We start from the raw sequence: 24,740 nt of genomic DNA, 5'->3' as shown, positions 1-24,740 counted from the left end.
TATCCAGTGTAGGGTAGATGTAGAGGTTGTTTTTTTATTTCACTGCTGGACTACACGTGACGTTCTGATTATTAATATCAATCCATTGCCTTAGCTGAGACGATCGATAAAAAGCCTCCACGAGCCTGAGTGATATTCCGGCGGTACGGATATCGATAAAATCCGTATTCTCCGGGTGATGAATGGCGTGATAAAAACGGCGAATGGCCTGCTGGTGTCCTAATCCCCAGTAACTTTTCGCCGTGCCGTCGGGAGAAGCATCGCTTTCAAGACGAAACCTCTCGTCGGGCGTTATGCGCCAGAGGGTGTTGTCGTTAAGCAACAGCGAGCCGCGTTCGCAGCGGATCTCCAGCCAGAGGGGGGAGTCCGCGGTGTGACAGTTGCTGGCATAAAACAGGCCGCGGGCCCCGTTGGCGAAGTGCAGCGTGGCCATCGCGCTGTCTTCCCCTTCCGTGACGTCGGCCAGCTCACCGCAGTCGACCACCCCCTTCAGCCGCGTCACGCCACCGCCGAACCACTGCATCAGGTCGAGAGTATGGATAGCCTGGTTGATCAGCAGGCTTCCGCCTTCCGTTGCCAGCTTTCCACGCCACGGGCTTTCCGTGTAGTACGCGCCAGAGCGGGACCAGGTGAGTACGGCCTTGATACTTAACATCCTGCCCAGCCCGCCCTCCGCCAGCTCCTTGCGAATGCGCAGGCTGGTAGGGTTGAGCCGGTTCTGGTAGCAAACGCCGAGCCTGCCGGGCGCCTGCGCGGCGGCAGAGGCAATATCCGCAAGCTCGCTGCTGTTCATGCCCACCGGTTTTTCACAAAAAACATGCTTCCCGGCGGCCAGCGCCGCCAGAATCATATTTTTATGTTCGAAGTGGGGCGTGCAGATATGCACCACATCGATGCCGTCATCCAGCAGCATTTCCCGGTAATCCTGATAAAAGCGGCACCGATAGTTCATCGCCAGCGTCAGTCCTCTGACGCTGTCAGTGTCTACCAGCGCGCGCAGGGCCACGTTGGGGAGTTGCCTCAGGGCATTCACGTGGCAGCCGTGAATGGCCCCGGCGCCGATAATCGCCGCGTTGAGGTTTGTCATCTCGCCCCCTTACCCGGCCGCATTGGCGAGCATTTGCGCCTTCACGCACAGCTCGGCCGCCTTGAACGCGTGAGCCTGGGTCATGGCATTTTCGGTGCGGTGCAGGCAGTCGAGGATCAGGGCGCCAAAGTACGGGAACCCGACCTGCCCGGCGACCGGATAGCGGAACTCGCCCTCTTTATTGACGAGGTAGACCACATCCTGCTCGCCACGGGTAAGATCGACGTACTTGCGGATCTCGATATAGCCGTCGGTACCGAGCAGCGTCAGGCGACCATCGCCCCAGGTGGAGAGCCCGTCTGGGGTGAACCAGTCGCAGCGGAAATAGCCGCTGGCGCCGTTTGCCCCTTTAATCATGGCGTCGCCAAAATCTTCGAAGGCCGGATGCTGCGGGTGGTTAACGTTGCGCACCTGGCTGGCCACCATGCGGGCATCGCTGTTGCCGGTAAAAAACAGGAACTGCTCGATCTGGTGGCTGCCGATATCGCACAGGATGCCGCCAAAGTAGCGACGATCGTAAAACCACGCCGGTCGGCCCGTGCCTTCCCGGTGCGGCCCCGTGCCAAGGGTTTGCACCACGCGACCAATCGCCCCCTGCTGCACCAGCTGCCCGGCAAAGACCGCGCTTTCCACGTGCAGGCGCTCGCTGTAGTAGACCGCGTATTTTCTCCCGGTTTTCTCCACCATCGCTTTGGCATCGGCCAGCTGTTCCAGCGTGGTGAGCGGCGCTTTGTCCGTGAAGTAGTCTTTGCCCGCCGCCATTGCCTTCAGCCCCAGCGCGCAGCGTTCGGAGGGGATGGCGGCACCCGCGACCAGACGCACCTCGTCGTCGTTGAGTATCACCTCCAGCGACTCCGCGACTTTCGCCTGCGGGTACTGCTGGATAAATTTATCCACGTTGGCCGGGTCGGGATCGTACACCCACTTCAGCGTGGCGCCTGCTTCAATCAGGCCATTACACATGCCGTAGATATGCCCGTGGTCGAGTGCGGCGGCGGCAAACACAAATTCACCCGCCTGCACCACCGGCTGCGGTTTACCGACCGGCGCGTAGTTCATTCCGTCATTTTTGTTCATGGTTACAGTCCTCGATCCAGATCTTTACCCAGAGGGATAGCGCCCACTTCGCTGAAGCTGGTGACGCTTGCGGATTTTTCATAAAAACGGGGGGCGAGGGCATTAATGCCGCCGGTCAGGTAGAACGGGTCATCGCTGCGGATGGGTAAGGCGACGATACTGCGGGTGATGGCCGACTTGTAAATTGCGGTTATCAGCTCCAGCGAGCGCTTACCCTGCACGCCGTCCACCAGCGGGGCCGTGCCGCGCTCAATGCTCTGGAGCAGGTCGTTAATCTGCCCGGCGTGGAGCGTCCATGCGAGCCTGGGTGTCTCCTGAAACACGGCGTTTAGCCGCGCTTCGCGTTCAGCGTCGCTGGTCTCCTGCGGGAACCCGTTGTCGGCGCTTACGCTGGCAAAAGCCTGCCACGGCGCGGAGATGCGCGCCTTATCGCCCTGAATAATGATTTTCTGATCTTCGCCGTGGTGCACCACCGAAGCCGTAAGCTGCGTGAGCGCGCCGCTGGGGTATTTAAATATCGCGGCGCTAAGATCTTCCACCTCGGCGTTATCGTGGGCCACGTTGCTCATCATCGCCACCACCTCAGACGGAAAACCGAGCATCCACTGAATGGCGTCAATGTGGTGCACCGCGTGGTTAAGCGTGCAGCCGCCCCCCTCTTTTTCCCACGTGCCGCGCCACCACAGGTCGTAGTAGCAGTGCCCGCGCCACCAGAACGAATCTACCTGCGCATGGCAGATCTTCCCGGCGAGGCCGGAATCCACCGCCGCTTTTAAGCGCCAGAAGGCATCGGTGAAGCGGTTCTGGGCAATAACCGAGAGCATTTTTCCGCTGGCCTGCTGTGCGGCGATCATCGCGTCGCACTCCTCCAGCGAGGCGGCCATCGGTTTTTCACACAGCACATGGCAGCCCGCACGCAGCGCATCAATGCTGATTTCCGCATGAACATAGGGCGGGGTGCAGACGTCAACGATGTCCAGCGCGACCGTTTCTTCCAGCATCTGCTGATGGCTGGCGTACACGCGGGCCTCCGTCAGGCCGTAGCGCGCTTTTTTCTCCTCCGCTTTCTCCGGGTAGATATCAACCAGCGCGACAATCCGGCAGCGCTGTCCAAACTGCAAATAACCCTGAATATGGTTATGGGCAATGTTGCCCGTTCCCACAATGGCGACGTTTAGCATCGATTTTCTCCGGCGTTACCAGGTGCCCGAGGCGTCCAGCGTGATGCTGGCGGCCCCTTTATCTACAGAGGTGCTGATGCGCTGCTGAAGCAGGCGCAGATACTGTTTTTCATTCAGCGGCAGCTCAACCCAGTCGTCGGTCCAGGTCGAATGGTGCATGGCGTTTGAGAGCGTTAAGCCGCGAATGCCGTCCAGACCCGGCGCAATTAGCGGTTCGCCGCGCAGCACGGCGGCGCAGAAGTTGGCGGTGATAACGTGATGCTCGCTGTATTCAGGGGCTACGGGGAGGGTGACTTCCCAGCATTCCGGCTCGCCAAAGCCATTCTGCCAGCGGGCGTTAAACGCGGTTTCCGATTCGCGCAGCCGCCAGTAGCGCAGTTTCCCTTCCTCAACGACGACTTTGCCGCGATCGCCCACGATCTCCAGGCGGTTGGTACCCGGCGTTTCCGCGACGGTGGTGATGAACACGCCGGTCGCGCCGTTGGCGTACTCCGCATAGGCGGTGACCTCGTCTTCCACTTCGATATCGCGATGCTTGCCGAACTGGCAAAACGCGCGCAGACGAACCGGCATGCCCACCAGCCACTGCCACAGATCGAGCTGATGCGGATCCTGATTGAGCAGCACGCCGCCGCCTTCGCCTTTCCAGGTGGCGCGCCAGCCGCCGGAGTTGTAATAACTTTGCGAGCGATACCAGTTGGTGATGATCCAGTTGGAGCGGCGGATCTCGCCCAGCTCGCCGCTGTCGATCAGATCTTTCACTTTCTGATACAGCGGGTTGGGCCGCTGGTTATACATGATGCCGAACACCACGTCGCACTCGCGGGCGCAGGCGTTCATCTCCTGCACCTGCGCGGTATAAACGCCTGCCGGCTTCTCGCACAGGGTATGAACGCCGTGACGCATCGCCAGCATCGACAGGCGCGGATGGTCGTAATGCGGCGTAGCGACAATAACCGCATCAATAAGCCCGCTCTGGAGCATCTCCTGCGCGTCACTGAACAGCGGAAGGGTGCCAACCAGCTGACGAATGGCGGGATGCTTATCCACCGCGTTATCGCACACCGCGGTCAGGCAGGCGTCGCTGACGGTACCGGCCAGTAAATAGCGCGCGTGAACCGTACCGATATTACCTACACCAATAATGCCAAAACGTACCTTCTCCATGTCTCACCTTAATTTCAGCCAAAAAGCGTGATGACCGAAAAATAGGAAAGGCGAGCCGCAGCGACAATGTGTTTTTGTGAGAATACTCGCAAGGTCAATAAGTAAACTCTAACCGTTTTGAAATTTAGTTTTAAAATCAATGCGCTGTTTCTGCAAATATTTGCAAAAACTGATTGAGAGCGAGGTCACACTATGCCGGGCAGGTTAAAAATGGAGGAGATCGCCTCCCTGACGGGGTATTCCGTGAGCACGGTTTCCAGAGTGTTAAGCGGCAAGTCTTACACCAGCGACAGGGCCCGGGAGGCGATTGTCCGCACCGCGCGGGAGCTTGGCGTGCTGGAATCGATGGCGAGCGGGCGGCTCTTAATTAACGGCATCGCGGTATTTGCTCCCGAAAGAACCTTTCAGGGGCGCGGGGATATTTTTTATCTGGAAGTGACCAAAGGTATTGCCGAAGCCAGCGCGCCGCACAATGTCTGGATCAGCTATTGCGGATTAGAGGAACAGCATGCGGATGTGAAATTATTTATGGAAAAAGCCAGCCATAAAAATATTAACGCGATCATTATCATTGGTACGGATGATTCCACCATATTTAAGCTGGCCAGTACGCTGAATAAACCCTGCGTATTAATTAATTCCGTCGACCGGGATCGGGTGCTGGATTCTGTTTCCCCCGATCACCGCGCGATTGGCTTTACCACCATGCAGTATCTCTTCGAGCAGGGGCACCGGCGGGTGCTGACCATCACCTGCTTGCGGCGGGACACGCTCTATGCGCGGCTGGACGGCATAAAAGAGGCGTACCGGTATTTTCACGTGGCGTTTGAGCCGCAGCGGGATCTGCTGGTCACGGAGTGGTTTACGGCGGAGGAGGCTGAACGCGAGCTTGACGCATGGCTGTCAGGCCACGACAGAGCGCAGTGGCCCGAGGTGATTTTTCCCAACAGCACCAGCATGACGGAGGGCGTGCTCAGGGCGCTCCGGCGCCACGGGCTGCGCGTGCCGGAAGATATCTCCATCATCACCACCGATTTTGCATGGAACTTAGCCAACCGGCTGGAAAAGCCGATTACGGGGATTGCGGTGCCCTGCCGGGAGCTGGGTATAGAGGCGGTGCATTTGGTGCAGACGCGGCTCAACCGGCCGCAGGCGCCGGTCTTTAACCTGCTGTTGCAGGGGAAAGTGCTGGATTACGGTTCGGTGAGCAACGCCACGCGCCACGCGGCTCGCGTGGCGCTGGATCGGTAGTCAGGCCTGCTGCGGCGGCAGGCAAACGCCGATGCCGCCAATGCCGCAGTAGCCGTACGGATTTTTATGCAGATACTGCTGGTGGTCGTCCTCGGCATAGTAGAACGGTTTTGCGGTGGCGATTTCGGTCGTCACCTGGCGTTTATCACCCGCTGCCTGCATCGCTTCCTGGAAGCGCGTCAGGCTGGCACGGGCGGCGGCCTCCTGCTCGGGGGTGAGCGGATAGATGGCCGAGCGGTACTGGGTGCCGTGATCGTTACCCTGACGCATGCCCTGCGCCGGGTCATGGTTTTCCCAGAACACCTGGAGCAGCTGTTCATAGCTGATGACGCCCGGGTCATACACCACGCGGACCGCTTCGGCATGGCCGGTCTCACCGGAACAGACTTCGCGATAGGTTGGGTTAGGCGTATACCCTCCGGTATAGCCCGCCGCGGTGCTGTACACGCCCGGCAGCTGCCAGAAGAGGCGTTCCACGCCCCAGAAGCAGCCCATGGCGAACAGGGCGATCTCCATTCCATCAGGAACGTTTGTCATTGAATGGTTGTTTACGGCGTGTAATGTCGCCACGGGCATAGGGGTGTTGCGTCCCGGTAACGCATCGGCCTGTGATACCAGATGCTTTTTATCGAATAAACTCACGGTGGGGCCTCCCGGGTGGCGTTGTTTCGGTTAAGGTTGTCACGACGCGTTTAATTGAACACAATAAATGCGATGAATGAGTCTAGATTTAATCATAAGAAATATTTGGGTGTTACACCCTTTTTCAACCCGTTATTTGGGTTTTTGGCCACCAGGCCGTATTTTGCCGCGGAGCGGCACTGCATTTGCTTCCAGGGTGGAAACAGGGATATTCAGGAGAAAACGTGACAAAGATCCGCCAGTTATGTTTGGTCAGTTTAATGCTGACAAGCGGGATTGCCAGCGCGGCGAATGTCCGTTTGCAGGTTGAGGGGCTATCCGGGGCGCTGGAAAAAAACGTGCGTGCGCAGCTTTCCACCATCCAGAGCGACGAAGTGACGCCGGACCGGCGTTTTCGCGCGCGCGTGGATGACGCCATCCGTGAGGGCCTAAAGGCGCTGGGGTATTACGAGCCCACCATCGATTTCGATTTACGCCCGCCGCCGGCTAAAGGGCGGCAGGTGCTGATTGCCCGCGTTTCGCCGGGCGAACCCGTTTTAATTGGCGGCACAAACGTGGTGCTGCGCGGCGGTGCGCGTACGGATCGGGATTATCTCGACCTGCTCAGCACCCGCCCGAAAGTGGGCACCGTCCTGAATCACGGTGATTACGACCGCTTTAAAAAGTCGCTCACCAGCGTCTCGCTGCGCAAAGGCTACTTCGACAGCCAGTTCAATAAAAGCCAGCTGGGCGTCGCGCTGGAGCGGCGTCAGGCGTTCTGGGATATCGATTACGACAGCGGCGAGCGCTATCGGTTTGGCGACGTAACCTTCGAAGGCTCGCAGATCCGCGAAGAGTATCTGCAAAACCTGGTGCCGTTCAAAAAGGGCGACTACTACCAGTCCAGCGATCTGGGCGAGCTTAACCGTCGTTTGTCCGCCACCGGCTGGTTTAACTCGGTGGTGGTGGCGCCGGAGTTTGAGAAGTCCCGTAAAACGAAGGTCTTACCGCTGCATGGCGTGGTCTCTCCGCGCACCGAGAACACCATTGAGACCGGTGTCGGCTACTCCACGGATGTCGGCCCACGGGTGAAAGCCCAGTGGCGAAAACCGTGGATGAACTCCTACGGCCACAGCCTGACCACCAGCGTCAGCCTCTCGGCACCCGAGCAGCAGCTGGACTTCAGCTATAAAATGCCGCTGCTGAAAAACCCGCTTGAGCAGTATTACCTGCTTCAGGGCGGCTTTAAGCGCACCGATTTGAACGATACCGAGCAGGACTCGACGACGCTTGCGGTATCCCGCTTCTGGGATCTCTCCAGCGGCTGGCAGCGCGCCATCAACCTGCGCTGGAGCCTCGACCACTTTACCCAGGCAAACGTCACCAACACCACCATGCTGCTTTATCCGGGGGTGATGATCAGCCGTACCCGCTCGCGCGGCGGCCTGATGCCAACCTGGGGCGATTCGCAGCGCTACTCCATTGATTATTCCAATACGGCCTGGGGTTCGGACGTGGACTTCTCGGTGGTACAGGCGCAGAACGTCTGGATCCGCACCCTGTACGACAAACACCGCTTCGTGGTTCGCGGCAACCTCGGCTGGATTGAAACCGGCGACTTTGAGCGCGTTCCGCCGGATCTGCGCTTCTTCGCCGGGGGCGACCGCAGCATTCGCGGGTATAAGTACAAATCGATCTCGCCTGAAAACGAAAAAGGGCAGCTGACCGGGGCATCTAAGCTGGCGACCGGCTCGCTGGAGTACCAGTACAACGTCAGCGGCAAATGGTGGGGCGCCATGTTTGTCGACGGTGGTGAAGCGGTGAACGACATCCGCCGCAGCGATTTCAAAACCGGCGCGGGTGTGGGCGTGCGCTGGCAGTCACCGGTCGGGCCGATCAAGCTCGATTTCGCCGTTCCGGTGGGTGACAAAGACGAACACGGTTTACAGTTTTACATCGGTCTGGGGCCTGAATTATGAGTTTATGGAAGAAGATAAGCCTCGGAGTGCTGATTTTTATCGTATTGCTGCTTGGTGCGGTGGCGTTTCTGGTGGGCACTACCACCGGCCTGCACCTGCTGTTTAACGCCGCGAACCGCTGGGTGCCGGGGCTTGAAATCGGTCAGGTGACGGGCGGCTGGCGCGATCTGCGGCTGAAAAATATCCGTTACGAACAGCCCGGCGTGGCGGTAAACGCCGGTGAGTTTCATCTGGCGGTGAAGCTGGGCTGCCTGCGGGATAGTCAATTGTGCGTAAACGATCTGTCGTTAAAAGACGTTAACGTGGCGATAGATTCCGAGAAAATGCCAAAGTCTGCGCCGGTCGAGGAAGAGGATAGCGGCCCGCTTAATCTCTCCACGCCGTACCCAATCGCGCTCAGTCGGGTGGCGCTGGACAACGTCAATATCAAAATCGACGATACGACGGTGTCCGTGATGGACTTCACCTCCGGCCTGCGCTGGCAGGAGAAAAACCTCACCCTGACGCCAACCTCCCTGCAGGGGCTGCTGATTGCGCTGCCGAAGGTCGCTGACGTGGCGCAGGAAGAGATCGTTGAGCCGAAGATCCAGAACCCGCAGCCGGAAGAAAAACCGCTGGGTGAAACCCTGAAAGCGCTCTTCTCGAAACCGGTTCTGCCGGAGATGACCGACGTGCATCTGCCGCTGAATCTCAATATCGAATCGTTCAGGGGCGAGCAGCTGCGTCTTACCGGGGATACCGATCTGACGGTCTATAACATGCTGCTTAAGGTCAGCAGCATCGACGGCAACATGAAGCTCGACGCGCTGGATATCGACACTAACCAGGGCTCGGTGAACGCCTCCGGCAACGCGCTGCTGCGCGACAGCTGGCCGGTGGATATCACGCTTAACAGCGCCCTGAACGTCGATCCGCTGAAGGGCGAGAAGGTGAAGGTGAAGGTTGGCGGTGCGCTGCGCGACAAGCTGGAGTTCGGCGTAAACCTCTCCGGCCCGGTGGATATGGTGCTGCGGGGACAAACCCGGCTGGCGGAGGCCGGTTTACCGCTCAATCTTGAGCTCGTCAGCAAGCAGCTTTACTGGCCGTTCACCGGCGAAAAACAGTTCCAGGCCGACGATCTGAAGCTGAAGCTAAGCGGCAAAATGACCGACTACACGCTGTCGTTCCGTACGGCAGTGAAGGGGCAGGGTGTACCTCCCGCCGATATCACCCTCGATGCGAAGGGCAACGAGCTGCAGGTTAACCTCGACAAGCTGACCGTGGCGGCGCTGGAAGGGAAAACCGAGCTGACCGCGCTGCTCGACTGGCAGCAGGCGATCAGCTGGCGCGGCGAGCTGAAGCTGACCGGCATCAACACCGCCAAAGAGGTGCCGGACTGGCCGTCAAAACTGGATGGTCTGATCAAAACCCGCGGCAGCCTGTACGGCGGCACCTGGCAGATGGACGTGCCGGAGATCAGGCTTACCGGCAACGTGAAGCAGAACAAGGTTAAGGTCGAAGGTTCGGTTAAGGGCAACAGCTATCTCCAGTGGGTGATCCCGGGCCTGCACGTGGCGCTCGGCCGCAACACGGCGGACATTAAGGGCGAGCTGGGGGTAAAAGACCTGAATCTGGATGCCACCATTGACGCGCCGAATCTTGATAACGCCCTGCCCGGGCTGGGCGGCACGGCGAAGGGGTTAGTGAAGGTTCGCGGTACGGTTGAAGCGCCGCAGCTGCTGGCAGACATCACCGCCAATAACCTGCGCTGGCAGGAGCTCTCTATCGCCCGCGTACGGGTCGACGGCGACGTGAAGTCCACCGATCAGATTGGCGGAAACCTGGACCTGCGCGTGGAGCGTATCTCCCTGCCTGACGTGAACATCAGCCTGGTGACGCTGGCGGCCAAAGGTAACGAAAAGCAGCACGATCTCCAGCTGCGCGTGCAGGGCGAGCCGGTCTCCGGCCAGCTCCACCTGGCAGGCAGTTTTGACCGTGAAGCGACGCGCTGGAAAGGCGTGCTGGATAACACCCGCTTCAGCACGCCGGTAGGGCCGCTGGTGCTGTCACGCTCTGTCGCGCTGGACTATCGCAATGCGGAGCAAAAGATCAGCATTGGGCCACACTGCTGGACCAACCCGAATGCCGAGCTGTGCGTGCCGCAGACCATTGATGCGGGGGCAGAAGGGCGCGCGCAGATCAACCTCAACCGTTTCGACCTGGCAATGCTGAAACCGTTTATGCCGGAAACCACTCAGGCCAGCGGCGTCTTTAGCGGTAAAGCGGACGTGGCGTGGGACACCACCAAAGAGGGGCTACCGCAGGGTAGCGTTACGCTCTCCGGGCGTAACGTGAAGGTGACGCAGGAGGTCAATGACGCGCCGCTGCCCGTGGCGTTCGACACCCTGAACCTGAATGCCGACCTGCGTAACAACCGCGCAGAGCTGGGATGGCTAATCCGCCTGACCAACAACGGCCAGCTTGACGGACAGGTGCAAATCACCGATCCGCAGGGCCGACGCAATCTCGGCGGCAGCGTCAATATTCGCAACTTCAACCTGGCGATGGTGAACCCGATTTTCTCGCGCGGGGAAAAGGCGGCGGGGATGCTCAGCGCCAACCTGCGCCTGGCGGGGGATGCGCAAAGCCCGCAGCTGTTCGGCCAGATGCGGTTAAACGGTGTGGATATCGACGGTAACTTTATGCCGTTCGATATGCAGCCAAGCCAGCTTGCGATGAACTTTAACGGCCAGAGCTCAACCCTCAGCGGTTCAGTGCTGACGCAGCAGGGGCAAATTAACCTGAGCGGTGACGCAGACTGGAGCCAGCTCGACAACTGGCGCGCCCGTATTGCGGCCAAGGGCAGCAGGGTTCGCATCACGGTACCGCCGATGGTGCGGCTGGACGTGTCGCCAGACGTGGTCTTTGAGGCGACGCCAAGTCTCTTCACGCTGGATGGCCGCGTTGACGTGCCGTGGGCGCGCATCGTCGTGCACGAGGTGCCGGAAAGCGCGGTCGGCGTCTCCAGTGATGAAGTGATGCTCGATGAAAATCTGAAACCTCTTGAACAGAAGAGCGCCGGCATACCGATCAATAGTAATCTTATCGTGCACGTGGGGAATAACGTGCGTCTGGACGCGTTTGGGCTGAAGGCGAGGCTCACGGGCGATCTGAAAGTGGCGCAGGATCAGCAGGGGCTTGGCCTGAACGGGCAAATCAATATTCCTGAAGGGCGCTTCCATGCCTACGGCCAGGATTTGATTGTGCGTAAAGGCGAGCTGCTGTTCTCCGGTCCGCCGGATCAGCCGGTCCTTAACATCGAGGCGATTCGTAACCCGGACGCCACCGAAGATGACGTGATTGCGGGCGTGCGCGTTACCGGCTCCGCCGACGAACCTAAGGCTGAAATCTTCTCAGACCCGGCCATGTCGCAACAGGAAGCGCTCTCGTACCTGCTGCGCGGTCAGGGTCTGGATAGCCAGCAGGGCGATGGCGCGGCAATGACGTCAATGTTAGTGGGTCTGGGGGTTGCACAAAGTGGTCAGGTTGTGGGTAAAATCGGCGAGACGTTTGGCGTAAGCAATCTGGCGCTGGACACTCAGGGCGTGGGTGACTCTTCGCAGGTAGTGGTCAGCGGCTATGTTCTGCCGGGCCTGCAGGTAAAATATGGCGTGGGGATCTTTGACTCGCTGGCTACACTCACGTTACGTTATCGCCTGATGCCTAAGCTATATCTGGAAGCAGTGTCCGGCGTAGACCAGGCACTTGATCTGCTCTATCAGTTTGAGTTTTAGCAATGCGAATATTTGTTTACGGCAGTTTACGAACCAAGCAAGGCAACAGCCACTGGATGACCAACGCCCAGTTGCTGGGAAATTACACAATCGAAAACTACCAGTTGTACAGTCTGGGCCACTATCCAGGCGCGGTTCCGGGGAACGGAACGGTACAGGGTGAAGTTTATCGTATTGATAATGCTACGCTGGCCGAACTTGATGCCTTGCGCACCAGGGGCGGTGAATACGCTCGCCAGCTGATCCAGACGCCTTACGGCAGTGCATGGATGTACGTGTACCAGCGTTCGGTTGACGGGTTAAGGCTGATTGAAAGCGGTAACTGGTTAGACAGAGACCAGTACTGAAAAACGACAACGCCACCGTAAGGTGGCGTTGTTTTTTATTCATTCAGCTCTGTTCTGTATCCCTGCGCCGGGTTAAAAACAGAGGAACGAACAGCATGATGTACGGGGCAATAAGCCATAACAAACACAGCGAGCGTGAACGGCCATAGTAGTTTATGCACCGCGTATTGCTTGAAATGACGGGCAGAAAGAACAGTAAAAACAGCAGAATCGCATAATCGCTTCGATAAGGGATCCATAAGTAACACATAAACCAGGCAAGCTGGAACGCCATGATGCAGAGATACTGCCCTTTGCTGTCTTTGCCGTAGCAGTCAAATGCCTTTATGTAGCCCATCTTTATGCTTCGAAGAAAGAAACTTAGCATGTATTACGCTCACGATCGCGACGGTCAGGAGAGTGCTCGTCAGCAACGCCCCTAAAAAATAGCCGTAGGTAATGTCAGTAGCACCCGGGCCCAATGTATGCAATTTACTATATCCTCTGTCTACTGCAACGAAAAGGGTATATAGCCCAATGTTAATACAGAACTGAAGCAGACAAGAAACTACGATATTTTTGGGGATTCTTTTTAAAAGAGTGAGTAACCCGTAAATGATACATGCTGACAAAGCGAAATAAAGGCCGTTAAATAAACTGGATACTAATGAGGGGGTGATTTCTTTAAATAGTAAATCATTGCTCCCGTAATACCATGCCAGATAATCAATATACGTGCTTCTGCCGAAGATAAAAGCGGCAATAATAAGGATGATTAAACTTACAATATGACTTTTATTACTCATAGTCTTGCTCCTTTTGAGAGCAGTTCTTTCATTGTTTTACTGGCTTCTAGCTGATCTTTGATTATGGCAAGATCACGCGTATTATGATTATATTTTGCAATAGCGGTTGGCGTACCTTTTCCACCATTATCCATAAAAAAGACAATATCCTTACGACCATAAAGTAGAACGTGTGGTATGGGATCACGACCATAACTCACCGCCTGTGGCAGGGAGTGGATAGACTCTGTTGTGAGGAAACGAGGAATATTTTCAAGCTCAATATTGCCTAACGGTGTTGTGGCAACAAGGGAGCCGATAAAATCGGTGGTATACACTAGCGTTTCTGTATCTTTAGTCGTGACTTTTGAACCCGTAAGGTATTTTATCTGTTGCCAAAGGGTTATATCTTTAGGCGTAACCTTAACGCCATCCATGAACATGTCTTGCTTACGTTTTAGCTGAATGACAGTACGGTGTACCTGCGTTAAAGAGGGGCTGATTTCCCCAAAAGAAGGCATAAGGCCATCACGGGAATACAGCCGTTCAATGATAAAATAAATCCCAGTAGGACGGGCAACATCAATGTTAATGGATGACATAGTGAACCTGTGGAAGAGAAAGCTGTATGTATTATTAAAACAGTATGTTACTCATGACACATTCATTCAACTATTTCCCACCATTTATGATAGGGCTCTCTTCAGTTTTACTATTTACACTCCCAAAATTAAGATTATTCTTAGCGGGCCTGTCCTGCTTCTGATACCACAGTCGATACTTACGCTGTGCTCTTTGGAGAAGTTACGTGGGAAGTATCACAAAAAAAGTGAAATGAATTTTTTGTAATATTTTTAACGTCGAGCATGCTTCGTAATTTTTTCTCGTATATCTTTCTGCTGGTATGTGGCTGTTTTAAGAGCGCAACTTCATTCGCATCGTATGAATTATATTTTGTATGACTCTGGAGGTGTCGATGCGTATTATCAGGGAAAGCAGTGCCAGTATGGTCTTTCCTGATGTAGTGATGAACGCGCTTCACCTTAAGCCAGGCGCCAGCCATAAAAAAGCCCCGGCGCGCGGGGCTTAGCATCAGCGGTAAGAATTACTTCTTAGCAGCGCGTTCGAAAGACGCGATGATTTCTGCTTTCGCAGCTTCTGCGTTATCCCAACCTTCAACTTTAACCCATTTGCCTTTTTCGAGGTCTTTGTAGTGCTCGAAGAAGTGGGCGATCTGCGCTTTCAGCAGCTCTGGCAGGTCGTTCACATCTTTAATGTGATCGTACTCTTTGCTCAGCTTGGTGTGCGGTACGGCAACCAGTTTCGCATCTTCACCCGCTTCGTCGGTCATTTTCAGCACGCCAACCGGGCGGCAGCGAATGACGGAACCTGGCTGCAGTGGGTACGGCGTTGGGACCAGCACGTCAACCGGGTCACCGTCCAGAGACAGGGTGTGGTTGATGTAGCCGTAGTTGCATGGATAGAACATGGCGGTAGACATGAAACGGTCAACGAACAGCGCACCGGTGTCTTTGTCGATTTCGTATTTGATTGGATCTGCGTTGGCCGGGATTTCGATAACCACGTAGATGTCTTCTGGCAGTTCTTTACCCGCTGGGACGTTGAGTAAGCTCATGTCGGTGTCCTTTAAAATGGATGGTAAACAAGTGGCAAGTATTATAGCCAACTGGCGCTGAAAGTCTCCGCCTGTTTTCGTCTTCTCTCCCTCCTCCCGTCACTTTTCGGACCGATTCCATGACAGGATAATCCATAAACTCAGCCGCATTTTAAATGTTGAAATGAAAGCGATTACAAACTTGTGATTAACGTTTTATTCACTTTTCTGAAGTGTGATGTAACGCAATCCGTAACATATTCGATTGGCTATAGTTCAACCGCGGAACATCTTTTAACCAACAATAACCTACCCTACGAGGACGTTCATATGTGGAAGCGCTTACTTCTTGTTACAGCAGTTTCGGCAGCCATGTCGTCTATGGCGATGGCCGCACCGTTAACCGTTGGATTTTCGCAGGTCGGATCTGAATCCGGCTGGCGCGCCGCTGAAACTAACGTGGCGAAAAGTGAAGCTGAAAAACGCGGTATTACGCTGAAAATCGCCGATGGTCAGCAAAAGCAAGAGAACCAGATTAAAGCGGTACGCTCCTTTATCGCCCAGGGCGTGGATGCGATCTTTATCGCCCCGGTTGTCGCCACGGGCTGGGAGCCGGTTCTGAAGGAAGCCAAAGATGCTGAAATTCCAGTCTTCCTGCTTGACCGTTCCATCGACGTAAAAGACAAATCTCTCTATATGACCACCGTCACCGCAGATAACGTTCTCGAAGGCAAGCTGATTGGTGAATGGCTGGTGAAGCAGGTGGATGGCAAGCCGTGTAACGTGGTTGAGCTGCAGGGCACCGTCGGCGCGAGCGTGGCTATCGACCGTAAGAAAGGCTTTGCGGAGGCTATCGCCAGCGCGCCAAATATTAAGATCGTCCGCTCTCAGTCCGGCGACTTCACCCGCAGCAAGGGCAAAGAGGTTATGGAGAGCTTCATCAAAGCTGAAAATAACGGCAAAAACATCTGCATGGTTTACGCCCACAACGACGACATGGCCATCGGCGCTATCCAGGCCATCAAAGAAGCGGGCCTGAAGCCGGGCAAAGATATTCTCACCGGCTCTATCGACGGCGTGCCGGACATCTATAAAGCGATGATTGACGGTGAAGCGAACGCCAGCGTCGAGCTGACGCCAAACATGGCGGGCCCGGCATTCGATGCGCTGGAGAAATTCAAGAAAGACGGCTCGATGCCTGAAAAAGTGACGGTCACCAAATCCACGCTCTACCTGCCGGATACGGCAAAAGAAGAGTTAGAGAAGAAGAAAAATATGGGCTACTAAGCTCAGCCCCCTCACCCTAGCCCTCTCCCCGGAGGGGAGAGGGAAAAGGGCAGTTTGGGCAGAAAATTAAAGACTGGCACGAATAGTCCCCTCTCCCCTCCGGGGAGAGGGTCAGGGTGAGGGGGAAAACCATGACCACTGAACAACACCAGGAAATCCTCCGCACGGAGGGCCTGAGTAAATTCTTCCCGGGCGTTAAGGCGCTGGATAACGTTGATTTCAGCCTGCGGCGCGGGGAGATCATGGCGTTGCTCGGCGAAAACGGCGCGGGGAAATCGACGCTGATCAAAGCCCTGACCGGGGTGTATTACGCCGATCGCGGCACCATCTGGCTGGAAGGCAACGCCATTTCGCCAAAAAATACTGCCCACGCGCAGCAGCTGGGGATCGGAACGGTCTACCAGGAAGTGAACCTGCTGCCGAACATGTCGGTGGCGGATAACCTGTTTATTGGCCGCGAGCCCAGGCGCTTTGGGCTGCTGCGCCGCAAGGAGATGGAAGCCCGCGCGGCGAAGCTGATGGAATCTTACGGCTTCTCCCTCGACGTGCGCGAGCCGCTTAACCGCTTTTCCGTGGCGATGCAGCAGATCGTCGCGATCTGCCGCGCCATCGATCTCTCGGCGAAAGTGCTGATCCTTGATGAACCCACCGCCAGCCTCGATACCCAGGAAGTGGAAATGCTTTTTACCCTGATGCGCCAGCTGCGCAATCAGGGCGTGAGCCTGATTTTCGTTACCCATTTTCTCGATCAGGTCTACGAGGTAAGCGATCGCATTACGGTGCTGCGCAACGGCAGCTTTGTTGGCTGCCGCGAAACCCGCGAGCTGCCGCAGATTGAGCTGGTTAAAATGATGCTGGGCCGGGAGCTGGAGGCCAACGCGCTCCAGCGCGCGGGCCGGACGCTGCTGAGCGAAAAACCGGTCGCCGCGTTTCACGACTACGGCAAAAAAGGCACTATCGCACCGTTTAACCTGGAGGTGCGCCCCGGTGAAATTGTGGGGCTGGCGGGGCTGTTAGGCTCTGGTCGCACCGAAACCGCCGAGGTGATCTTCGGGATCAAACCCGCCGACAGCGGAACGGCGCTGATCAAAGGCAAACCGCAAACGCTGCGTTCGCCGCATAAGGCGTCGTGTCTGGGAGTGGGCTTCTGCCCGGAAGACAGGAAAACGGACGGCATTATTGCGGCCGCCTCGGTGCGCGAAAATATTATTCTGGCCCTGCAGGCCCAGCGCGGCTGGCTGCGGCCGATCCCGCGTAAGGAGCAGAACGCCATTGCCGAGCGCTTTATCCGACAGCTCGGCATTCGTACCCCGAGCGCTGAGCAGCCCATCGAGTTTTTGTCGGGCGGCAACCAGCAGAAGGTGCTGCTTTCTCGCTGGCTGCTGACCAAACCGCAGTTCCTGATCCTCGACGAGCCAACGCGCGGCATCGACGTGGGCGCGCACGCCGAAATCATCCGGCTTATCGAAACGCTGTGCGCCGACGGCCTGGCGCTGCTGGTCATCTCGTCGGAGCTGGAGGAGCTGGTTGGCTATGCCGATCGCGTCATCATCATGCGCGATCGCAGGCAGGTGGCGGAGATCCCGCTGGATGAACTGTCCGTTCCGGCGATCATGAATGCCATCGCGGCGTAAGGAGTCACATGTGATGTCCCGTTCTCTTTCGCAAACCGGCGAAGCGAAGCGCCGCTTCAGCTGGCCGACCGGCACCCCGCAAATCGCGGCGCTGCTGCTGGTGCTGCTGGTGGATAGCCTGGTGGCTCCGCACTTCTTTCAGATCGTCGTGCAGGATGGCCGCCTGTTTGGCAGCCCTGTCGACATCTTAAACCGTGCCGCGCCCGTGGCGCTGCTGGCGATTGGGATGACGCTGGTGATTGCCACCGGCGGCATTGACCTCTCCGTTGGCGCCGTAATGGCGATAGCGGGCGCTACCGCCGCCTCGATGACCGTCGCCGGGCACAGCCTGCCGGTAGTGCTGCTCGCCGCGCTGGGCTCTGGAGTACTGGCCGGGCTGTGGAACGGCATTCTGGTCGCGGTTCTCAAGATCCAGCCGTTTGTCGCGACGTTGATTTTGATGGTGGCCGGACGCGGCGTGGCGCAGCTTATCACCTCCGGGCAGATCGTCACCTTTAACTCTCCGGGCCTGGCGTGGATCGGCAGCGGTAATTTTCTGTTCTTCCCGACGCCGGTGATTGTCGCCCTGGTAACGCTGGTGGTGTTCTGGCTTTTCACCCGCAAAACGGCGCTTGGCATGTTCATCGAAGCGGTCGGGATTAACATCCGGGCCGCGAAAAACGCCGGGGTAAATACACGGCTGATGGTGATGCTGACCTACGTGCTGAGCGGCGTCTGTGCCGCAATTGCCGGGGTGATCGTGGCGGCAGATATTCGCGGGGCGGATGCCAACAACGCCGGACTCTGGCTGGAGCTGGACGCGATCCTCGCGGTGGTTATCGGCGGCGGGTCGCTGATGGGCGGGCGTTTCAACCTCCTGCTCTCGGTGGTGGGGGCGCTGATTATTCAGGGCATGAACACCGGGATTTTGCTCTCCGGGTTCCAGCCGGAGCTTAATCAGGTCGTCAAGGCGGTCGTGGTGCTTATTGTACTTATCGTGCAGTCGCCGCGCTTTATCACTCTCATTAAGGGGATCCGCGGTCATGATAAAACGTAATTTACCGTTAACGATCACGCTGGGCGTGTTCGTGCTGGGCTACCTTTACTGCCTGACCCAGTTTCCGGGCTTTGCCTCAACGCGGGTGATTTGCAACATTCTTACCGATAACGCGTTTCTTGGGATTATCGCCGTCGGCATGACGTTTGTGATCCTCTCCGGTGGGATCGATCTCTCCGTCGGGTCGGTGATCGCCTTTACCGGCGTGTTCCTTGCCAAAGCGATTGGCTACTGGGGGATCTCGCCGCTGCTGGCCTTCCCGCTGGTGCTGGCTATGGGCTGCGCGTTCGGCGCCTTTATGGGGCTTTTAATCGACGCGCTGAAAATCCCGGCGTTTATCATCACCCTCGCCGGGATGTTCTTCCTGCGCGGCGTTAGCTATCTGGTGTCGGAGGAGTCGATTCCGATTAACCATCCTATCTACGACACGCTCTCCAGCCTGGCGTGGAAAATCCCCGGCGGCGGTCGACTGAGCGCGATGGGGCTGCTGATGCTGGGCGTCGTGGCGATCGGCATCTTGCTTGCCCGCCGTACCCGGTTTGGTAATCAGGTTTACGCCATCGGCGGCAGCGCTACGTCAGCGAACCTGATGGGGGTGTCGACGCGCAGCACCACCATCCGCATCTACATGCTCTCGACCGGGCTGGCGACGCTGGCGGGTATCGTGTTCTCGATCTACACCCAGGCGGGCTATGCGCTGGCGGGGGTGGGCGTCGAGCTGGACGCGATTGCCTCGGTGGTGATTGGCGGCACGCTGCTCAGCGGCGGGGTGGGAACGGTGCTCGGCACGCTGTTTGGCGTGGCGATCCAGGGGCTGATCCAGACCTACATTAACTTCGACGGCACGCTCAGCTCCTGGTGGACCAAAATCGCCATCGGCATCCTGCTGTTTATTTTTATCGCGCTCCAGCGCGGCCTGACGGTGCTCTGGGAGAACCGCCAGAGCTCGCCTGTTACCCGTGTGAACACATCAGTAACAGAGCGATAACATGCTGAAAGTCTAAACAAATTCCGGTAGCGGCCGATACTCTTTCTTTATGCCCAGAAATATCTCGCTACCGGAAATAACATCATGCTTAAAACGCTATCGATTCGTACCGGCTTGCTCTCTTTACTGGCCGTTATGACCCTTCTGCTGCTGGCCGTCAGCGGCATCGGCATTTATGCCCTCACGCAAAGCTCCTCATCGCTCCAGCGCATCAACCACCTTCAGGGGGAACAGATGGTGCAGCTGAACGCTGGCTACACCCTGATCCTGCGCGCGCGCAACGAAGCGGGGCAGGCCGTCCGCATGATGGAGATCGGCATGCTGGACGATGCTGCAAAAGCGGTCAAAACCATTAATCAGGAAGTGGCGCAGGCGCGGAAAACGCTGAAGGGCACGATCGACGGTGGCGTAGCGGATGAACGGGGGCAAACGCTGCTGGATAACGTGGCCGCGAGCCTGGCGGCCTATAACCAGCAGGGTATTGACCCGATGCTGAAAGCCCTGAACGAGCAAAGCGCGGACAGCTATTACGATCTGCTGGAAAATAAGCTGATCCCGGTGGCGAAGCGGTTTGATAACGACATGCAGGCGTTCCAGGCGTGGAGCGAGGCGCGCGGCAAAGCGGAAGTGAGCGCCGTTCAGGCGAGCAAAACGCGGGTGCTTATCCTGATCGTTGTCGCGGCGCTGCTGACGGCGGGCATTATCGTGCTGGCCTGGCTGGCGCTGCGCCACATGCTGCTCAGGCCGCTTTCCGCCTCGATTGCCCAGCTGGAGCACGTGGCGGCCGGAGATTTAACCCACGCGCTGAACGCCCCGGCGAGCCAGGAGTTTAATCGCCTTAACGCGGCGATCGAAGCGATGCGCCGGTCGCTGATGGACTCCGTGCTGCGGGTGCGCGACGCCAGCTCGCAGATTGATACCGGCAGCCGCGAGCTGACGGCGGGAAACCGGGATCTTGCCGTACGCACGGAATCCACCGCCACCTCGCTGGAGCAGACCGCCGCCAGCATGGAAGAGATCACCGCCACGGTGAAACTCAACGCCGACAACGCCGGGCAGGCGCACCAGCTGGCGAAGTCGGTGTCCGATACCGCCGATCGCGGCAGTGAAATGGTGTGCTACGTGATTGAGAAGATGCGCGATATCTCCGGCAGCTCGGCACGCATCGCCGACATCCTGAGCGTGATTGACGGCATCGCGTTCCAGACCAACATTCTGGCGCTGAACGCCTCCGTTGAAGCGGCGCGCGCGGGCGAGCAGGGGCGCGGTTTCGCGGTCGTGGCGGGCGAAGTGCGTAACCTCGCCAGCCGCAGCGCCGACGCCGCAAAAGAGATCCGCTCGCTTATCAGTGATTCGCAGACCCACGTGAACGAAGGCAGCGAGCTGGCGCAGCAGGCCGGCGAGACGATGGACGAGATCGCCACCGAAGTGCTGCGAATGACAAAGCTGATGCGTGAAATTGCGACCGCGTCTCAGGAGCAGAGCCGGGGTATTGAGCAGGTGAATATTGCCGTCAATCAGATGGATGAAACCGCCCAGCAAAACGCGGCGCTGGTGCAGCAATCTACCGCCGCCACGCGCTCGCTGGAAGCGCAGTCGCGCGAGCTGATGGAAGCCATGGCCTCTTTCAGGCTCACGGCGCAAACGGCATAACGAAAAAGGGGAGCCTTCCCGGCTCCCCTTTTGGCATATTACGCGTCCGGGTATTCGCGGATCATGCGTTCTACGTCATCAACCATATGGTCATTGCCGACGAAGAACGAACGGCGCTGGTGCAGGCTTTCCGGCACGATATCCAGAATACGCTCTTTACCGTCGCTCGCCTTGCCACCCGCCTGTTCGGCCAGGAACGCCATCGGGTTGCATTCATACAGCAGACGCAGCTTCCCGTCCGGGTGGCTTGCGGTGCTTGGGTAAAGGTAAATGCCGCCCTTCAGCAGGTTACGGTGAAAATCCGCCACCAGCGAGCCGATATAGCGGGAGGTGTACGGGCGCTGGGTAGCCTTATCTTCTTCCTGGCAGAATTTGATGTACTTCTTCACGCCGTTCGGGAATCTGATGTAGTTGCCTTCGTTGATGGAGTAGGTGTTGCCCTTCTCCGGGAAGCGCATACGCTCCTGGCTCAGACAGAAGACGCCCAGCGACGGATCGTAGGTAAAGGCGTGAACGCCGCATCCGGTGGTGTACACCAGCATGGTGGACGAGCCATATACCACGTAACCGGCCGCGACCTGATTGCTGCCCGGTTGCAGGAAGTCTTCTTCCGTCACCGGCGTGCCAACAGGCGTGACGCGGCGGTAGATAGAGAAAATGGTACCGACAGAAACGTTAACGTCGATGTTGGAGGAGCCGTCCAGGGGATCCATCAGAACAACGTATTTTGCGTGTTCACACCCTTCGAAAACGACGATTTCATCTTCTTCTTCAGAGGCGATACCCGCAACGATGTCGCGCGCGCGCAGTGCTGCTTTTAGTTTTTCATTGGCGAACAGGTCGAGTTTCTGCTGAACCTCACCCTGAACGTTCTCGGCACCGCTGGCACCCAGGATATCGACCAGACCGGCCTTGTTGATATCACGGTGGATGATCTTAGCGCCCAGCTTTATTGCCGACAGCAAAGCAGTGAGCTCACCCGTAGCATGAGAGAACTCGTGCTGCTTTTCGACAATAAATTCACCTAACGTTTTCATAACACTTTCCCTGCATCTTATGTTGAGTAAAGCGGTTGATGTCCAACAATCTTAACAAACATTCAAATATTAGCGCAGAGGTGAATCGCGCCAGCAAAATACGGATTTACCTGAAATGCGTTTCACAGCCGCTGACATGCGGGTAAAATGTGCGCCACATTGAAGAAGGATAGTGACGTATGCGCATTCATATATTGGGGATTTGTGGCACTTTCATGGGCGGACTGGCAATGCTGGCGCGCTCGCTGGGCCATGAAGTGACGGGTTCGGACGCCAATGTGTATCCGCCGATGAGCACGCTGCTGGAGAAGCAGGGTATCTCTCTGATTCAGGGATATGACGCCAGCCAGCTGGAGCCGCAGCCGGATCTGGTGATCGTGGGTAACGCCATGACCCGTGGAAATCCATGCGTTGAGGCGGTGCTGGAACGCAATATTCCGTACATGTCTGGCCCGCAGTGGCTGCATGATTTCGTCCTGCGCGACCGCTGGGTTATCGCCGTTGCCGGTACGCACGGCAAAACCACTACCGCCGGAATGGCAACCTGGATCCTCGAAGCCTGCGGCTACAAGCCGGGCTTTGTGATCGGCGGCGTGCCGGGGAATTTCGACGTCTCCGCGCGTCTGGGTGACAGCCCGTTCTTTGTGATAGAAGCGGACGAATACGACTGCGCATTCTTCGACAAGCGTTCCAAATTTGTGCATTACTGCCCGCGCACGCTGATCCTCAACAACCTTGAGTTCGATCACGCTGACATCTTTGACGACCTGAAGGCGATTCAGAAACAGTTCCACCATCTGGTGCGCATTGTTCCGGGTCAGGGGCGCATCATCCTGCCGGAGAACGATATCAACCTGAAGCAGACCATGGCGATGGGATGCTGGAGCGAGCAGGAGCTGGTGGGCGAGCAGGGCCACTGGCAGGCGAAAAAGCTCAACGCGGATGCATCCGAGTGGGAAGTGCTGCTCGACGGTGAGAAAGTGGGTGAGGTGAAGTGGAGCCTGGTGGGCGAGCACAACATGCACAACGGCCTGATGGCGATCGCTGCGGCGCGTCATGTGGGCGTACTGCCTGCAGATGCCGCCAATGCACTGGGGACGTTTATCAACGCCCGCCGCCGTCTGGAGCTGCGCGGCGAAGCCCACGGGGTGACGGTGTATGACGATTTCGCGCACCACCCAACCGCTATTCTGGCGACGCTTGCGGCGTTACGCGGCAAGGTTGGCGGCACCGCGCGCATTCTGGCGGTGCTGGAACCGCGTTCAAACACCATGAAAATGGGTATCTGCAAAGACGATCTCGCGCCGTCCCTGGGGCGTGCCGACGAAGTCTTCCTGCTGCAGCCGCAGCATATTCCGTGGCAGGTGGCTGAAGTGGCCGACGCCTGCATTCAGCCTGCGCACTGGAGTGCGGACGTGGATGTATTAGCGGATATGGTGGTGAAAGCGGCTCAGCCTGGCGATCACATTCTGGTGATGAGCAACGGCGGGTTTGGTGGTATTCATCAGAAACTGCTGGACGGTCTGGCGAAGAAAGCGGAAGCGGTAGCAGAGTAAGCCCCTCACTCCAGCCCTCTCCCCTTTGGTGAGAGGGTGTTCAATTTCCCTCTCCCCAAAGGGGAGAGGGTCAGGGTGAGGGGAACAGATTATTCGCCGTTCTCGGACAGCTCGCGCAGATACTGGAAAATCAGACGCGCAGACTTCGGCGGCTTATTCCCTTCTTTCTCTTTCTTCGCGTTACGGATAAGCGAACGCAGCTGCTGGCGGTCGGCATCCGGCCACAGGTTCAGCACTTCAGGTACGGCGTCATCGCCCTGTTCAATCAGACGATCGCGGATCTGCTCCAGCTTATGGAACAGCGCAACCTGCTGGTTGTGGCGGTTTTTCAGCTTGTCCAGCGCCTGACGGATCGGCTCAACGTCGCGCTGACGCAGCAGTTTACCGATAAGCTGAAGCTGGCGGCGACGCCCTTCCTTCTTGATTTTCTGTGCCAGTTCAATGGCATCACGCAGATCCTGGTCGAGCGGGATCTTATCCAGCGCGTTTTTACCCAGATCGACCATCTCTGCGCCAAGCTGTTTTAACTCTTCGGCGTCACGTTTAATTTCACTTTTACTGACCCAGATGATCTCATCATCTTCGTCTTCGATGTCATCACCGGGAACGTCGTCGAGCCAGTCTTCGGGCTGCTTAGTCATGTCAGGCTCCTTAAAAAAAGAGGCTAATGTTACCAGTTAAGACGCG

General features: G+C 57.3%; 20 protein-coding genes. 10 read left to right on the top strand and 10 right to left on the bottom strand.

What is annotated here, in order from left to right; all coding sequences use genetic code 11:
- Nucleotides 1-34: 34 nt before the first annotated feature.
- Genes IM304_RS07175 through IM304_RS07160 form a run of 4 tightly spaced genes read right to left on the bottom strand, consistent with a single transcriptional unit; the run spans nucleotide 35 to nucleotide 4,512 of the window.
- On the bottom strand, nucleotides 35-1,087 hold the full coding sequence (locus IM304_RS07175; protein ID WP_193354871.1) for a Gfo/Idh/MocA family protein: 1,053 nt from the start codon (nucleotides 1,085-1,087) through the stop codon (nucleotides 35-37).
- Between the two features lie 9 nt (nucleotides 1,088-1,096).
- Nucleotides 1,097-2,164 (bottom strand): Gfo/Idh/MocA family protein, encoded by a 1,068-nt coding sequence (locus IM304_RS07170; RefSeq protein ID WP_193354870.1) that lies wholly within the window; start codon nucleotides 2,162-2,164, stop codon nucleotides 1,097-1,099.
- A gap of 2 nt (nucleotides 2,165-2,166) precedes the next feature.
- Nucleotides 2,167-3,345, bottom strand: coding sequence for a Gfo/Idh/MocA family protein (locus IM304_RS07165; protein WP_148421919.1), 1,179 nt, complete (start codon nucleotides 3,343-3,345; stop codon nucleotides 2,167-2,169).
- A gap of 15 nt (nucleotides 3,346-3,360) precedes the next feature.
- Nucleotides 3,361-4,512 (bottom strand): Gfo/Idh/MocA family protein, encoded by a 1,152-nt coding sequence (locus tag IM304_RS07160; protein WP_193354869.1) that lies wholly within the window; start codon nucleotides 4,510-4,512, stop codon nucleotides 3,361-3,363.
- Nucleotides 4,513-4,704: 192 nt separating this feature from the next.
- Here IM304_RS07160 and IM304_RS07155 point away from each other — a divergent pair, with 192 nt between their 5' ends.
- On the top strand, nucleotides 4,705-5,763 hold the full coding sequence (locus IM304_RS07155) for a LacI family DNA-binding transcriptional regulator (protein WP_193354868.1): 1,059 nt from the start codon (nucleotides 4,705-4,707) through the stop codon (nucleotides 5,761-5,763).
- On the opposite strand, the gene msrA is transcribed toward IM304_RS07155, so the two are convergent.
- Complete coding sequence (gene msrA / locus IM304_RS07150) at nucleotides 5,764-6,405, bottom strand: peptide-methionine (S)-S-oxide reductase MsrA (RefSeq protein WP_148421924.1); 642 nt, start codon at nucleotides 6,403-6,405, stop codon at nucleotides 5,764-5,766. It lies immediately after the preceding gene.
- Between the two features lie 224 nt (nucleotides 6,406-6,629).
- On the opposite strand from msrA, the gene tamA reads away from it, so the two are divergent.
- The 3 genes from tamA to IM304_RS07135 are packed head-to-tail and all read left to right on the top strand — an operon-like array spanning nucleotide 6,630 to nucleotide 12,483.
- Nucleotides 6,630-8,363 carry an autotransporter assembly complex protein TamA gene (tamA, locus tag IM304_RS07145; protein ID WP_148421926.1) on the top strand — a complete coding sequence of 578 codons (1,734 nt, stop codon included), beginning with the start codon at nucleotides 6,630-6,632 and terminating at the stop codon, nucleotides 8,361-8,363.
- Nucleotides 8,360-12,136, top strand: a complete 3,777-nt coding sequence (gene tamB / locus IM304_RS07140) for an autotransporter assembly complex protein TamB (RefSeq protein WP_193354867.1) — start codon at nucleotides 8,360-8,362, stop codon at nucleotides 12,134-12,136. The genes tamA and tamB overlap by 4 nt, the downstream gene beginning before the upstream one ends.
- 2 nt (nucleotides 12,137-12,138) lie before the next feature.
- Nucleotides 12,139-12,483 (top strand): gamma-glutamylcyclotransferase, encoded by a 345-nt coding sequence (locus IM304_RS07135; RefSeq protein WP_148421929.1) that lies wholly within the window; start codon nucleotides 12,139-12,141, stop codon nucleotides 12,481-12,483.
- Between the two features lie 314 nt (nucleotides 12,484-12,797).
- Here IM304_RS07135 and IM304_RS07130 read toward each other — a convergent pair whose 3' ends face one another.
- The 3 genes from IM304_RS07130 to ppa all read right to left on the bottom strand — a co-directional run bounded on the left by IM304_RS07130 (nucleotide 12,798) and on the right by ppa (nucleotide 14,883).
- Nucleotides 12,798-13,268 carry a hypothetical protein gene (locus tag IM304_RS07130; RefSeq protein WP_193354866.1) on the bottom strand — a complete coding sequence of 157 codons (471 nt, stop codon included), beginning with the start codon at nucleotides 13,266-13,268 and terminating at the stop codon, nucleotides 12,798-12,800.
- Nucleotides 13,265-13,849, bottom strand: coding sequence for a hypothetical protein (locus tag IM304_RS07125; protein WP_176608876.1), 585 nt, complete (start codon nucleotides 13,847-13,849; stop codon nucleotides 13,265-13,267). Before IM304_RS07125 ends, IM304_RS07130 begins: the two co-directional genes overlap by 4 nt.
- Nucleotides 13,850-14,352: 503 nt before the next feature.
- Nucleotides 14,353-14,883, bottom strand: coding sequence for an inorganic diphosphatase (ppa, locus tag IM304_RS07120; protein ID WP_006810347.1), 531 nt, complete (start codon nucleotides 14,881-14,883; stop codon nucleotides 14,353-14,355).
- Nucleotides 14,884-15,192: 309 nt separating this feature from the next.
- Between ppa and ytfQ the strand changes: the two genes are divergently transcribed.
- From ytfQ to IM304_RS07095, 5 genes are all read left to right on the top strand, one after another.
- Nucleotides 15,193-16,149 carry a galactofuranose ABC transporter substrate-binding protein YtfQ gene (gene ytfQ / locus IM304_RS07115; protein WP_193354865.1) on the top strand — a complete coding sequence of 319 codons (957 nt, stop codon included), beginning with the start codon at nucleotides 15,193-15,195 and terminating at the stop codon, nucleotides 16,147-16,149.
- A gap of 131 nt (nucleotides 16,150-16,280) precedes the next feature.
- Entirely contained in the window at nucleotides 16,281-17,783 is a 1,503-nt protein-coding gene (gene ytfR, locus IM304_RS07110) for a galactofuranose ABC transporter, ATP-binding protein YtfR (protein WP_193354864.1), read from the top strand.
- Nucleotides 17,784-17,793: 10 nt separating this feature from the next.
- Nucleotides 17,794-18,819 carry a galactofuranose ABC transporter, ATP-binding protein YtfT gene (gene ytfT, locus IM304_RS07105; RefSeq protein WP_176678660.1) on the top strand — a complete coding sequence of 342 codons (1,026 nt, stop codon included), beginning with the start codon at nucleotides 17,794-17,796 and terminating at the stop codon, nucleotides 18,817-18,819.
- Nucleotides 18,806-19,807, top strand: coding sequence for a galactofuranose ABC transporter, permease protein YjfF (gene yjfF, locus IM304_RS07100; RefSeq protein WP_176608872.1), 1,002 nt, complete (start codon nucleotides 18,806-18,808; stop codon nucleotides 19,805-19,807). The genes ytfT and yjfF overlap by 14 nt, the downstream gene beginning before the upstream one ends.
- Before the next feature lie 84 nt (nucleotides 19,808-19,891).
- On the top strand, nucleotides 19,892-21,460 hold the full coding sequence (locus tag IM304_RS07095) for a methyl-accepting chemotaxis protein (protein ID WP_193354863.1): 1,569 nt from the start codon (nucleotides 19,892-19,894) through the stop codon (nucleotides 21,458-21,460).
- A 38-nt stretch (nucleotides 21,461-21,498) separates the two neighbouring features.
- Here the strand turns inward: IM304_RS07095 and fbp are convergent, their stop codons facing one another.
- Nucleotides 21,499-22,497 (bottom strand): class 1 fructose-bisphosphatase, encoded by a 999-nt coding sequence (gene fbp, locus IM304_RS07090; RefSeq protein WP_148421940.1) that lies wholly within the window; start codon nucleotides 22,495-22,497, stop codon nucleotides 21,499-21,501.
- A gap of 179 nt (nucleotides 22,498-22,676) precedes the next feature.
- Between fbp and mpl the strand changes: the two genes are divergently transcribed.
- On the top strand, nucleotides 22,677-24,053 hold the full coding sequence (mpl, locus tag IM304_RS07085; protein WP_148421942.1) for a UDP-N-acetylmuramate:L-alanyl-gamma-D-glutamyl-meso-diaminopimelate ligase: 1,377 nt from the start codon (nucleotides 22,677-22,679) through the stop codon (nucleotides 24,051-24,053).
- Nucleotides 24,054-24,142: 89 nt separating this feature from the next.
- Here mpl and yjgA read toward each other — a convergent pair whose 3' ends face one another.
- On the bottom strand, nucleotides 24,143-24,694 hold the full coding sequence (gene yjgA, locus IM304_RS07080) for a ribosome biogenesis factor YjgA (RefSeq protein WP_148421944.1): 552 nt from the start codon (nucleotides 24,692-24,694) through the stop codon (nucleotides 24,143-24,145).
- Nucleotides 24,695-24,740 lie beyond the last annotated feature (46 nt).

This window comes from Enterobacter cloacae complex sp. P40C2 (genome assembly GCF_014930695.1).
Lineage (GTDB): Bacteria > Pseudomonadota > Gammaproteobacteria > Enterobacterales > Enterobacteriaceae > Enterobacter > Enterobacter pasteurii.
Note: the sequence above shows the minus strand (reverse complement) of the source record. Positions and strands in the feature narration are given on the sequence as shown.